The sequence below is a fragment of the Bacillus cereus group sp. MG4 genome (assembly GCF_040460055.1).
GTDB classification, from domain to species: domain Bacteria; phylum Bacillota; class Bacilli; order Bacillales; family Bacillaceae_G; genus Bacillus_A; species Bacillus_A wiedmannii.
On sequence record NZ_JARVGZ010000001.1, the window covers coordinates 4,278,595 to 4,291,543 of the forward strand.

Here is a 12,949-nt window from a genome sequence, read left to right on the forward strand (position 1 = left end):
GAAAAGGATAATTCAAATATGAAAACACTATCTGTTAAGCAATTCATAGATATTTTAAATAGATACAGACCTTCTAAGTGGCTACTCAGCATAGCGTTTATACTATCAATAATTCAAACTGGTTTATCACTTGTGGTTCCATTAATTTCTAAGGAACTTATTGATATATTAGTTGTTAATGAATTTAATGTGCTTATTATATTGGGCTTAATACTTGTTTTTATTTTACAAGTTTCACTTTCTGGTATTTCTCTTTATATGATGATGTATATTGGTGAAAAAATAATTGTACGTCTAAGAGAAGATTTGTGGAGCAGGATAGTAAGGTTTCCAGTAAAATTTTATGATGCAAATAATTCAGGTGAAATTATGAGTAGAATTACGAATGATACTAATGTAATGAAAAGTTTTTTCGTAGATCACTTGATTCCATTTTTTACTGGATTGATTACTATTGTAGGTTCTTTGATCATTCTTTTTCTTATAGATTGGACAATTGCGCTTATTTTTCTACTTGTTTTTCCCTTAGCATTTTTGGTTTTAAGCCCACTGGGTAAAAGGATGTATAGTGTTTCAAAAAATTTACAAAATGAAACTGCATCATTCCAAGGAGATCTTGGTAGAGTGTTAAGTGATATTCGTTTAGTAAAGCTTTCAGTTGCTGAAAATGAAGAAGCAGCTCAAGGTGGGAAACGTGCAAGAAGATTGTATAGGTATGGTTTAAAATCTGGAAAGATAATGGCGATGGTACTCCCTCTTATTACAACAACAATTCTTATGGTATTGGTTTGTATATTTGGTTATGGAGGCTATAAAGTTGCAATGGGTTCTTTGTCAACAGGAGAACTAGTAGCTATTGTGTTTTACCTATTTCAGATTATGGCTCCAGTAACATCAATGGCTCAATTTTTTACTCACTCTCAAAGAGCAATGGGAGCAACAGAACGTGTTAATTCATTATTAGAGGAGGAACTTGAAGGAGGTATTATAACAAACAAGGATAATGCAAATAAAGAAAATGAAGTTGGAATTACATTTTCTAATGTTGCGTTTTCATATAGTGATAAAAGAGAAATATTAAATAATGTTAGCTTTATAGCTAAAGGATGTCAAAAAACGGCAATTGTAGGCGGAAGTGGAGCAGGAAAAACGACTTTATTTTCTTTACTTGAAAGATTTTATAATGTTGCAAATGGGGATATTCATCACAATGGGAAGTCCATATATTCCTATCAGCTCAATGAATGGAGAGAAAAAATTGCATATGTTAGTCAGGATTCACCTATTATGGAGGGGAGTATTAGGAGGAATTTAGTATATGGAGTAAAGAGGGATATAAGTGAGTTCAATATTTTTGATGCTCTAAAAAAGTCCAATCTAGATTCTTTTGTTTCATCACTACCTCAAGGCCTAGATACGGAAGTTGGTGAAAGAGGGATTCGTTTATCAGGTGGGCAAAAACAAAGAATTGCAATAGCTAGGGCTATTATACGAGATCCAGAAATTCTACTATTAGATGAAGCTACTGCTCATTTGGATGTTCAATCTGAGGCACTTGTTCAAGAAGCCTTAAATAATTTAATGAAAGATAGAACTACAATAATTATTGCACATCGTCTTTCAACGGTTATGGACGCAGATTGCATCGTTGTTATACAAGATGGTAAAGTATCTGGTTATGGCCCGCATCATGAACTATATAAAACAAATCAGTTATATCAAAAATTAGTCGACCAACAAACAATTTCTAACACTTTCGATGTGACTGTGAAACAAAGTTTAACCGCTTTAAAAAATTGAACCATTTCACCCCGTTGAATAAGATTATCTACAGGGGTGTTTTTTCTGTCTAAAGTAACTAGAAAATATAAAATTAATAAATAGGTTAATGAAGTTGGTATGCAGTAAAAATAAAATTGTTTAATACCGTATATTAAATCTACAAAAGGATGAGGTCACGAATGATAAAATTGAAGTCATGCGTATTGGCACGAAGTATGAAAGATTAAATCATTCCAAAAATAACCTTTTTCCTCTTTAGAATAAAAAATGGGCAACCTACTGAAGGTACAGCTGAATAATTAATAGTTTGAACCCAACTTTTATATAGATGCTTTCATTTATCGTAAAATATGGGGTTGTTAGGTCTTTTGGTCAATTAAGGGTATTTTACAGTTTGTTATATGCTTATGGAATCCAAGGATAATAACCACTGTACTTCTACTATAAGAAAGTTTAAAGTTTGTAAATACTCAAAATGATGAAGCATGAGAGGAGACATGTTTAAATGGGAGGCACAAAAAAAACTCATAATATTAATTTAGCTAGACGCTGGATAATCACAATTGGTATATTTTTAAGTGTTCAATTGATATTTATAGCTGTTGATGGTACTTCCCTGGAGCCAAAGATGAACGATAGTGGGGACTTAATTCCTAGGATAGGTAGTTGGGTTTTGGAATCAAAGTTCTTTAATGAATGGATTGCCCCTTATTCTTACCCATTTTTTAATATGCTTATGACAATTCACGTTATTGCTATGTTCATACTAGCAGTACATGACATTATTTCATATAAACTTTTAAAAAAGTGAAGAAGAGTGAGTGGTATGAAAATAATTATTTCTAACAGTTCAAAGGTGTTGATTTATGAACAAATTACCAATCAAATTAAAGTATCTATTTTAGCAGGAGAACTTATAGGCGGGGAAAGGAATTCATTGCATGCGTAATCTCGTAAAGAATTTACAAATTAGTTTTATAAAGATAAAACGTGCTTACGAGGAATTAAGAGAGGGTGGACTATATCTATTCCATTGTCGGAAAAGGATCTATCGTTGCAGATTAAAATTTAGAAGTTATAAGAGAGAAGAAACTTTAAGATCATTAAGGGGAAGTTGATTGTAGTTATAGCAAATATTAGAGAAATTAGTCTATCACTTTATGAATTGAAAGGTATATTTAATGTAGATAGAATTCAAAAGGATAGATTTAATTTAGACGGGAGAGAAGCAAGCATGTAAGAAACATAAAAAAGAGCCAGCCTCAACGATGAGACTGACTTTTTTTATACGAATTAGTTTAATACTTTAACTGTAACTGTTTTACGTCCCCAGTTACTTGATGTACCTTTGTCTGGCATTAAAACGTCGATTTTATTTCCTTTAATAGCTCCACCAGTATCACCAGCGATTGCTACTCCGTAACCTTCAACCCATACTTTTGAACCTAATGGAATGACACTTGGATCAACTGCGATTAGTTTCATGTTTGGGTTAGCTGTTAAGTTGTGACCTAAAGCTGATTTTACTTGGTCGCCTGCTTTATAACCATTTTCAAGTGGATCTGCTGTGTAAGCTGTTGCTACAACACGTAACTCACGAGAAGATGATGGTGCACTTGTTTCAGTTTCTTTTGCAACAGGTTGTTGTGTAGCTGGTTTTTGAGCTTTAGCCGCTTCACGAGCTTTAGCTGCCTCTTGAGCTTTAGCTGCCTCTTGAGCTTTAGCCGCTGCTTGAGCTTCAGCTGCTGCCTCGGCTTTAGCTGCTTCACGAGCTTTAGCTGCTTCTTGAGCTTTAGCCGCTGCTTGAGCTTCAGCTGCTGCCTCGGCTTTAGCTGCTTCACGAGCTTTAGCTGCTTCCCCGGCCTTAGCTTCTGCTTGAGCCTCAGCTTCTGCCTGAGCTTTAGCTTCTGCCTGAGCTTTAGCTGCTTCACGAGCTTTAGCTGCTTCACGAGCTTTAGCCGCTTCTTGTGCTTTAGCTTCTGCTTGAGCCTCAGCTGCTTCACGAGCTTTAGTTGCTTCTTGTGCTTTAGCTTTTGCTTGAGTTTCAGCTACCTCACCGGCTTTAACTGCTTCACGAACTTTAGCTGTATCTTGAACTTTAGTTGTTTTTTCAACTTTAACTGCTGGCTGAACTTTAACTGGAGCTTTACCTGTTAAGTAAGGAACATGAACATAAGCTGTTTTTCCGTTATATTCAAATTGGATCCAATCATTTTCAACTTGGTGTGTTGTTTCAATTACATCATCTTGTTTCAATTTACCAAGAATTTCTGAGTCTGTGTTTGCACCAGCACGTACGTTTAATACGTTAGCTGTTACGTAGTAAGTGTCTTTTGTATAGTCAGCGCTAATGAAAGCTTCTTTACCGCTATTCAATTTCACTTTTGACCATCCGTTTTCTGTATGTAAAACATTTACTTTATATCCATCTAATAATTTTCCTACAACTTTTGATTCAGTAGTTGGGTTTTCTCGTACATTTAGTACATCAGTCGTTACGATTGTTTCTGCTTTAGCAGATGTTGTGAAAATCCCAAGACCAAAAACCGCTGCTGTTGCTATACCCATAAATTTTTTCATAATAGCCTCCATTGCATTTGTTTTCGTTGACCTCATTATAGCAACCATTATTTTCTTATTTGCGAAAAACATAGAATTACAAAGCTTTCGTAACGGGGCGTTAATATTCTGTAATAATTCCAGTAATATCCTAAAAGCGCTTTCATATAGTTTTTAGGGGATGTTAGAGCATATGATACATAAAAAGAGGAGTATTTCAATTTCTAATGGGTTAATAATGTTTCGGTTATATTACGTAATTGTTTCTTAAGTGTTACAAAAATAGCGTATTTTGCTGTCGGAACAGAAAAGTAGTTATGCAAAAATAACTATTTCAGTTGTGGAGAAATAGAAATGAGGTGAAATTTAATAAAATATCGCTATAATTGTTACAAAATAAGTCGAGGTATGGAAAAAATTACGCCTTGATTTTGGTCTGTCACATAGTATTTTTGCAATAATAGGATTCTATAATAGCTTTAGTAGGTTGAAATAGTTAAAGGTATGTATAGCATGAAACATATATAATAGAAGAAACACGATTTAATAGATAAATAAAAAGCGTAGGAGTGTAAACTCCTACGCTTTTGTTTATTCATATCGTAAACATTCAATTGGATCCAGTTTTGCAGCTTTGTTAGCTGGAAGTAAACCGAATATAATACCGATTAACATGGAGATACCTACTGCAAGAAGTCCAAGTTCTTTTGAGACAACGAGTGGCCATCCAGCAAAGATTGAGACGATCCAAGCGAAGAAGATACCGAGCATGAATCCGATGAAACCACCGAGTCCTGTTAAAATACAAGATTCAATTAAGAATTGTGTTAATACTTTACCACGTGTTGCACCAAGTGCTTTACGAATACCAATCTCACGTGTACGTTCTGTTACAGATACAAGCATGATGTTCATTACGCCGATACCACCAACAAGTAATGAGATAGCGGCAATACCACCGAATACCATTTTCATCATACCAATGGATTCGTCTAATTGCTTCGTAAATTCACCTAAGTCTTGTGCTTCGAATTTGTGCTCAAATTTCGGAGCTTTCATTTCGTTTAAAACAGAAACGGCTTGTTTTTCTACACTTTTACGTTCTGTCGGAGAGGTCATCGTTAATCTTACAGAGTCATACTCATTTACTCCTGAAATGACAGGCGCGTTTTCAAGTGATGTGTAACCTTCAGGCATAGCCATTCCAAATTCGTTTTTCGTTTCGTATACACCGACTATTTTATACGGCTTTCCTTTTATATCTGTGTATTGATTTGATTCCCAACCATTAAATAATTTGTTGAAAGCTTCTTCATTTAATATAACAGCAGGGATTGCTTGGTTTAATTCGCTGTCGTTTAATTCACGACCGTGAACTAATTTTATTTTCGAATCTGTCATAAAGGCGCCTGTTCCACCTTTTAAATCAAGATTTACATCTTTTGAACCAGCAGATGCTTTTACTTTCATACTTACATCTGGATACACATCTTTAACGCCTGGTACGGTTTGAAGACGGTTTAGCATATCGGGTGTGATTTTGGCACTATCTGTTCCATAATCAGGATTGTTGTAGTAAATCGTTACTTCATTATCTTTTCCTTGGCCTAATTCTTCTTTAAACTTTGCATTTGTACCATCACCCATTGAAATGATAGTAATAATGGCACTAATACCGATAATAATTCCTAGCATCGTTAAGATAGAACGCATTTTGTGGGCAAAGATAGAGGAAAGGGCCATGCGTATATTTTCACTCGTGTTCACAATTAACCTCTCCAATCTTGGACGATATTTCCGTCACGAATTACAATTTGACGTGCTGCGGCTTCCCCAATTTCACGATCGTGTGTAATCATAATGATTGTTGAGCCTTGTTTGTTTAATTCATAAAAGAGGTCCATAATTTGTGTACTTGTTTTCGTATCAAGTGCCCCCGTCGGTTCATCGGCTAAAATGAACTTTGGATTATTTACGATTGCACGTGCGACTGCGACACGCTGCTTTTGACCACCTGATAATTCGTTCGGTAGGTGAGTAGCGCGATCAGCTAAACCGACTTTTGTTAAAGCAGCTAATGAGCGCTCACGTCTTTCTTTTTTATCAACTCCAGCGTAAATAAGAGGTAGCTCTACATTTTGAAGTGCTGTGAGTCTCGGTAATAACATGAAGTTTTGGAATACGAACCCAATCTCTTTATTACGAACGCGTGCAAGTTCTGTCTCAGACATGTTTGAAATATTTTGACCAGCTAGTTCATACGCACCTGTCGTTGGCTTATCTAAGCACCCGATAATGTTCATTAATGTTGATTTACCAGAACCAGATGGTCCCATAATAGAAGTGAATTCTCCCTGGTTCAGTGTTAAGTCAATGCCGTGTAATATTTGAACGGATTCTGCACCATTTTGGAATGATTTCGTGATGCCTTTTAAGTTAATCATTCAACGACAACCTCCATACCATCTTTTAAGTCTTTTTCAGGTTTAGAGATAATTTGCTCTCCTTTTTTCACTCCAGAAACTTTCGCTTCGCTATCTGTTTCGAATTCAACAGTAACCGCTTGTTCTTTCGCTTTACCGTCTTTTACAACGAAGACAATATTTTTGTCACCTTTTTTCACGATGCTGCTTTTCGGAACAATCGTACCAGTTGCTTCGCCAGATTTACTTGTTACGTAAACGTGGAAGCCGTTTTGTAATTCTTCACTATTATCTAATGTGACAGTGAATTGATAGTTAGAAACTGTTTTGTTTTCATCCATGCTCTTTAATGGTGTAGAACCGATTTCTGTTACTTTTCCTGTCCAAGTCTTACCAGCGACAGTTTTTGAGGAAACAGTTACTTCTTGCCCGACTTTCATACTAGCAAGCTCATATTCAGAAAGTTGACCTTTTACTTTAAATGGCCCAGCGTGGCGAAGTGTAATGCCGCTCATACCTGTTTTTTCATCAGCAGTTTTCACGATATCATCAATTACGCCATCAGCAGGACTTGTTACAGAAAGTGTGTTTACTTTCTCTTTTGCTGCTTTAATCATTTCATCAGATTTTTCAACTTCAAACTTTTTCATTTCAAGTTGCGATTCTAATTGTTGCACTTCGACTTCCGATGCTTTTAATGCTTCAGCGGGAAGGCCTGCATTTTTATCTTTTTGTAATTTTTGTTTCGCTGCATCAATTTGCTTTTGGAACAATGTTACTTCTTTTTGTGCGATTTTCTTTTGCATTTCTGCTTCTGTTACACCTTGTTTCGCAGTAGGGTCATTATATTTAAAAAGGAGTTGACCTTTTTTTACTTCATCACCTTTTTTTACAGCTAATTCATACATACCTTTTGTTGGATCAAATGAAATTGTTTCGATGCCGTTTGGAATGACTTCACCGCCAAATTTTTGCGCGTTTTCAATTTGTTTTTCTGTTACTTTATATCCGCTATATGCCATTGCTACTTCTGAACCGCCGCCAGCAAATGCAAAATATGATCCAGCTGCAATACCGATTGCTACTACACTAGTAATTAACACTTTATTTTTCTTCTTCATCTATTTATCACCTTTTCGTTCGTTTTAGTATCTACATTAAGTATAGAAGAGGTGAAGAATCTGACAAATCGTTTTAGCTTACAATAACCTTACAGTTTTGTAAGGTATGAATATGTAAATGTAAGGTAGAGCTTGTCCTATTGTAAGCAAATGAATTGACTCGCCGTTTCTTTCTTACAATAATATTGTATGAAGGAGAGGAGGAGGGAAGATGGAAGCTTATTTTAGTGCGCATCCATTAAAACCATTTATTCCATACTCAAGGCAACACGTCCTTATATTATTTATTATGTTGGTGGGGATATTTTTTCTATATCAATACCAAGATGTATTACGGCAAAGTGAGTGGAATATAACGGTTCGATATGCGATTGCATTTCTATTTATAGGAAGTGAAATTGGACTTCATATGTGGGAATGGAAAGCGGGGATTTTTGAGCTAGGCACTTCATTACCATTTGAATTATGTACGATTAGTTTATTGTTAGCATCGATTATGATTGTAACGAAAAGTTACCGCATATATGAGATTGTATTTTTTACGGGAATTATTGGTGCCTCACAAGCTATGTTAACGCCAAACTTGCAGTATGCTTTTCCGCATTTTCGTTTCATTGAATATTTTATCGCACATATATTGCTCATTTGGGCACCACTCTTTATGACTTGGGTGGAAGGATATCGTCCAACATTACAATCTATTAAACGCACGATGATATTTTTAAACATATTGATTCCAATTGTTTCGTTTGTGAATTACAAAACGGGTGGCAATTATATGTTTTTAGCTCGTAAGCCAGAAACTGCTTCATTACTCGATATGTTAGGGCCACACCCTTACTATATTATTTCATTAGAAATAGCTGCGCTTATTGGATGTTTTATTTTGTATATGCCGTTTGCGAAAAGAGAAGGGCATGCGCATAAAGAATCACTAGGATCATAACTTAGTGATTTTTTTGTTTGAATATTTACAATTCAGAAAATTGGGAATAAAATTAAGGGGTAAATTATATAAAGAGAGAAGGGAAAACGTGGTCAAAAAAGTTTTTCTGAATGGGATGGAAGTGACGGTTCAATTTATTATTTCGATTTTGGGTATTATTTGTTTAGGGGCACTGCCAAAGTTATTTTACGGATTTGAGCTGCATGCATCACAGTACATAAAGAGTTTACAAGAAGTGTTTGTGAATTTAATGGACATCTCCAATTTTAAATATGTGGGAGATAAATTTTTATTTCCGCAGTTGTTTGTCCATTATAAAGAAACAATTGTTATATTTTTAGCTGCTTTTTTCATTTCATTATTTGTAGCATTTTGTATTGTTTATGTGATTATGAGTAGTTCACCTCGTATACAACATCGAATTAAATCATTTCTTATCTTCCTAGAATCCATTCCAGATATTCTTCTTATTTTAGTATCACAAATTTTAGTTGTATGGTTTTTTAAAAGAACAGGTTTTTTACCTTTTCAAATTGCTTCAATTGGAGGCGAGTCGATTAGGGGGTTGCCAATATTGTGTTTGAGCATCCCGACTACGATTATGTTTGTAAAAATGGTAGTGCTTCGTTTTGAAAATGAACTAGAAAAAGATTATGTACTATTTGCTAAGGCGAAAGGGCTGGATCGTTTTCATATTTTAAATCGTCATATTTTAAGAAATGTGTTGCTTAGTACATTATTCTTTGCGAAAACGAATATCTTTTTTATGTTATCTAATTTATATATTATAGAATGGATTTTTAATACGGGTGGTATTTTTATGTTTTTGAAATCGTATGAAGGTATTAGGATTGAGGTTTTCATCGTTAGTGTGCTACTTATTTATATTCCGATTTTTATTTTGTTTAAATTGTTTCATTATCTCATTCCAGCTGCGATGAAGGAGAGGCTATAATATGTGGACGTATATAAAACGTGATAAAAGATTTTGGATAAGCATTGGGTTTCTTCTCCTATTAGTTCTTTTGAGCATTGGAAATACGTTATGGAATGATGGGCATATTAGACAAGTTACATTGCAATATGATGCGGATGAAAATCCACAAGTGCCACCGTTTTCACCTTCATTACAATTTTTACTTGGGACAGACCGGAAAGGATATGACCTGTTACATTTAGTCATTGAGGGCGCGAAGTGGACGATTGGTATATCTATTTTAATTGCGGGACTTAGAATGGTAATAGGTGTGTTTTTCGGTGTTGTGCTCGGAACGTATATAAAAAGAGGCTTTTCGAAGATTGAGGCTTTTTTTGATAGTTTTACAGTTATTCCAACAGTTATGATTGCGTATTTTTTTCTTCAATCTGCAAATGCATTTGGGAGTGGAGAGGAAACAACAACCTTTTTTGAAAGGGCTTCGTTTCAAGTTTTATTACTTGTAATGCTTGTGATGCCAGTTATTGCACTGTATGTTGCGAAGGAAGTTCGTAAATTGCGAACCGAAGAATTTGTTGATGCCGCGCGAATATTAGGTGGATCGAGAAGGCATATTGTTATAAAACATATTTTTCCGCATCTTTATATGACGTTTATACTTGTGTTTTTTCAGCAGTTTACGCAAACTCTTACTATTTTACTGCACTTAGGGTTGCTGGAAATATTCTTTGGTGGAACAGTTCAGTTTTTAGGACCGATAGAAGAAATAGAATCATACACACATGAATGGTCAGGCTTAATTGGAGTCTATTTTAGATCATTAACAGTGAATCCGTGGATTCCGCTCGCTCCAATTACATTTTTTGGACTTACTATTTTTTCAGGAAATATGATTGTAAAAAGTATCGAAGAGGCGATGATGAAAGTAAGGTTAGGAGGAGAGTTAAAGAAGGATGTTGTAGAAGAGGAACAATCTGCTGTGCAGTCAAAAGAAGAGCTGTTTACGTTTAAACATACGATGTGAAGAGAAAAAGAAGCAAGCACGGATTTCATGCTTGCTTCTTTTCTTTATTTTGTAGAAACTTCACCTTCAGCTTCTGTTTGCGGAATAAAGTATCCGATTATACCGCCGATTATTGCTGGAACAATCCAGCCAATTCCTAAGTTATAAAAAGGAATGGTGTGTACGATATTAGCAATAAAGCTTGGTATCATTCCCACATTATCAAGTGCATGAATACAGCTAATAAGGAATGCTGCGATCATTGCTCCGATGTAGACAGAAGGTTTACGTTTCGTATATTTATCAATAAATGATACGAAAATTAAAATGATTGTAATTGGATATAAAATAATTAACACAGGTAATGTAATTTCGATTAATAAACTTAATCCTAAGTTTGAAATAACGAAGCTAAAGATACAAACGTATAGTACGAGCTTTTTGTAGGAAACGTTTGTTAATACTGTTGCGAAATAGTTGGCGAATGCACTTACAACGCCGATTGCTGTCGTTAAACAAGCGAAGATAATGGCGATACTTAATAAAATATTACCGCTTGTCCCAAAGAATTGATACATAACAGTAGCTAATAGCTGACCACCGTTTTCGAATTGTCCTAAGTTTCCGTTTGAAGCACCGATATAACCGAGTAAGAAATAAACAATTGTTAAGAATAGGGCTGCAATGCTTCCGCAAATAATTGTATATTTTGCAATCGATTTTTTCTCTTGTATACCGTTTTGGCGAATTGCATTTACAACAATCGTTGATAATACAAGTGCTCCAATTGCATCTAACGTTAAAAATCCTTCAAGAAATCCTTTGAAAAATGGAATTTCTTTATAGTCACCAACAGGTTCTGCAAACGTTCCTGGTGAAAGAATCGCTTTTGTTGCCATAATTGCAATAATTGCTAGTAAAATTGGCGTTAATATTTTTCCAATGTGATCTACTAATTTTGATGGATTTAATGATAAGAAGTAGACGACTGTAAAGAAAATCGCACTAAAGACTAACATAGAGTACCATTGGTCCGGGAAAAGTGGTGCAATCCCAATTTCGTAAGATACAGATCCAGTTCGTGGAATAACAAATAGTGGGCCGATTGAAAGATAAATAATGATAGCGAATATTGCTGCGAACTTTGGATGAACACGGCTTGCTAAAGTGTTGAAACTACCACCAGCAAGGGCAACAGCGACGATAGCTAGTAAAGATAAACCGACGTCTGTGATAATGAACCCTGTAATGGAAATCCACATATTTTCTCCGGAAGAAAGACCGAGAAGGGGCGGGAAAATCATATTACCAGCACCGAAGAAAACTGCGAATAGTAATAAACTAATCGAAAGTATTTGCGCTGGTTTTAAAGTTGTACGCATATAAAGAAAATCCTCCTAATGAGTGTTTTTGTCGAAAATTCAAATAATTTGTCGAGTAACTGTTACTATTTTAAAGGTCTGATGACTAGAAAGCAATAGGGAATTTTGAAAATATTAAAAAATAATGCATTAAATCGAATAAATATACTATTTGTATGTTTAATAAGAAGGATTTAACCTTTAACATAAAAAACACATATCGCTAGGATACGTGTTTTAAAAAAAAATTTTTTTATCACGTTCTTCTTTTAAAATTTCAACTGCTTCTCGAAAACGTTGTGAATGGACAATTTCTCGTTCACGTAAGAAACGCAGGCTGTCATTTATATCTGGATCATCTGATAAGTTAATGAGCCATTGATATGTTGCACGTGCTTTTTCTTCAGCCGCAATATCTTCGTATAGATCGGCAATTGGATCGCCTTTAGCCTGTATATAGGTTGCAGTAAATGGAACGCCGGCAGCATTATGGTAATGAAGTGCACTATCATGATCAACATAATGAGGGTCAAGTCCAGCTGCCTTCATCTGTTCAGGAGTTGCATCTTTCGTCAGCTTATAAACCATTGTAGCAATCATTTCAAGGTGAGCAAATTCTTCTGTACCAATATCGGTAAGGAGGCCAATGACTTTATCAGGAATTGTATAACGTTGATTTAAGTAACGTAGCGCAGCAGCTAGTTCTCCATCTGCACCGCCGTATTGCTCAATTAATAATTTTGCTAGTGCTGGATTGCAAGTTCCCACTTTAACGGGGTATTGTAATTTCTTTTCATAAATCCACATAGTTTCTCTC

Annotated in this window: 11 protein-coding genes and 1 pseudogene; 6 read left to right on the forward strand and 6 right to left on the reverse strand. The window is 35.2% G+C overall.

What is annotated here, in order from left to right; genetic code table 11:
• The first annotated feature begins 18 nt into the window (after window positions 1–18).
• The 3 genes and pseudogenes from QCI41_RS22405 (at window position 19) to QCI41_RS22415 (ending at window position 3,022) form a co-directional block, all read left to right on the forward strand.
• Entirely contained in the window at window positions 19–1,800 is a 1,782-nt protein-coding gene (locus QCI41_RS22405; RefSeq protein WP_353836653.1) for an ABC transporter ATP-binding protein, read from the forward strand.
• Between the two features lie 487 nt (window positions 1,801–2,287).
• Complete coding sequence (locus QCI41_RS22410) at window positions 2,288–2,593, forward strand: YfzA family protein (protein WP_101168344.1); 306 nt, start codon at window positions 2,288–2,290, stop codon at window positions 2,591–2,593.
• Between the two features lie 15 nt (window positions 2,594–2,608).
• Window positions 2,609–3,022, forward strand: a pseudogene (locus QCI41_RS22415) (GntR family transcriptional regulator).
• 53 nt (window positions 3,023–3,075) lie between these two features.
• Here QCI41_RS22415 and entC read toward each other — a convergent pair.
• The 4 genes from entC to QCI41_RS22435 all read right to left on the reverse strand — a co-directional run bounded on the left by entC (window position 3,076) and on the right by QCI41_RS22435 (window position 7,885).
• Window positions 3,076–4,485 carry a cell wall-binding protein EntC gene (entC, locus tag QCI41_RS22420; protein WP_353838812.1) on the reverse strand — a complete coding sequence of 470 codons (1,410 nt, stop codon included), beginning with the start codon at window positions 4,483–4,485 and terminating at the stop codon, window positions 3,076–3,078.
• Between the two features lie 447 nt (window positions 4,486–4,932).
• On the reverse strand, window positions 4,933–6,084 hold the full coding sequence (locus tag QCI41_RS22425; RefSeq protein ID WP_431072600.1) for an ABC transporter permease: 1,152 nt from the start codon (window positions 6,082–6,084) through the stop codon (window positions 4,933–4,935).
• A 26-nt stretch (window positions 6,085–6,110) separates the two neighbouring features.
• Complete coding sequence (locus tag QCI41_RS22430; RefSeq protein WP_353836652.1) at window positions 6,111–6,785, reverse strand: ABC transporter ATP-binding protein; 675 nt, start codon at window positions 6,783–6,785, stop codon at window positions 6,111–6,113.
• Window positions 6,782–7,885, reverse strand: a complete 1,104-nt coding sequence (locus QCI41_RS22435; RefSeq protein ID WP_353836651.1) for an efflux RND transporter periplasmic adaptor subunit — start codon at window positions 7,883–7,885, stop codon at window positions 6,782–6,784. The genes QCI41_RS22430 and QCI41_RS22435 overlap by 4 nt, the downstream gene beginning before the upstream one ends.
• A gap of 211 nt (window positions 7,886–8,096) precedes the next feature.
• Here QCI41_RS22435 and QCI41_RS22440 point away from each other — a divergent pair, with 211 nt between their 5' ends.
• The 3 genes from QCI41_RS22440 (at window position 8,097) to QCI41_RS22450 (ending at window position 10,792) form a co-directional block, all read left to right on the forward strand.
• Window positions 8,097–8,831, forward strand: coding sequence for a YwaF family protein (locus tag QCI41_RS22440; RefSeq protein WP_353836650.1), 735 nt, complete (start codon window positions 8,097–8,099; stop codon window positions 8,829–8,831).
• A gap of 88 nt (window positions 8,832–8,919) precedes the next feature.
• Window positions 8,920–9,786: an ABC transporter permease subunit gene (locus QCI41_RS22445; RefSeq protein WP_353836649.1), complete on the forward strand. Its 867-nt coding sequence runs from the start codon at window positions 8,920–8,922 to the stop codon at window positions 9,784–9,786.
• Between the two features lies 1 nt (window position 9,787).
• Entirely contained in the window at window positions 9,788–10,792 is a 1,005-nt protein-coding gene (locus QCI41_RS22450) for an ABC transporter permease (RefSeq protein WP_353836648.1), read from the forward strand.
• Window positions 10,793–10,836: 44 nt separating this feature from the next.
• Here QCI41_RS22450 and brnQ2 read toward each other — a convergent pair whose 3' ends face one another.
• Window positions 10,837–12,153 (reverse strand): branched-chain amino acid transport system II carrier protein BrnQ2, encoded by a 1,317-nt coding sequence (gene brnQ2, locus QCI41_RS22455; protein WP_353836647.1) that lies wholly within the window; start codon window positions 12,151–12,153, stop codon window positions 10,837–10,839.
• A 216-nt stretch (window positions 12,154–12,369) separates the two neighbouring features.
• A complete protein-coding gene (gene cotJC / locus QCI41_RS22460; RefSeq protein ID WP_000265275.1) occupies window positions 12,370–12,939 on the reverse strand; it encodes a spore coat protein CotJC in 570 nt (189 codons plus the stop codon).
• Between the last annotated feature and the right edge of the window lie 10 nt (window positions 12,940–12,949).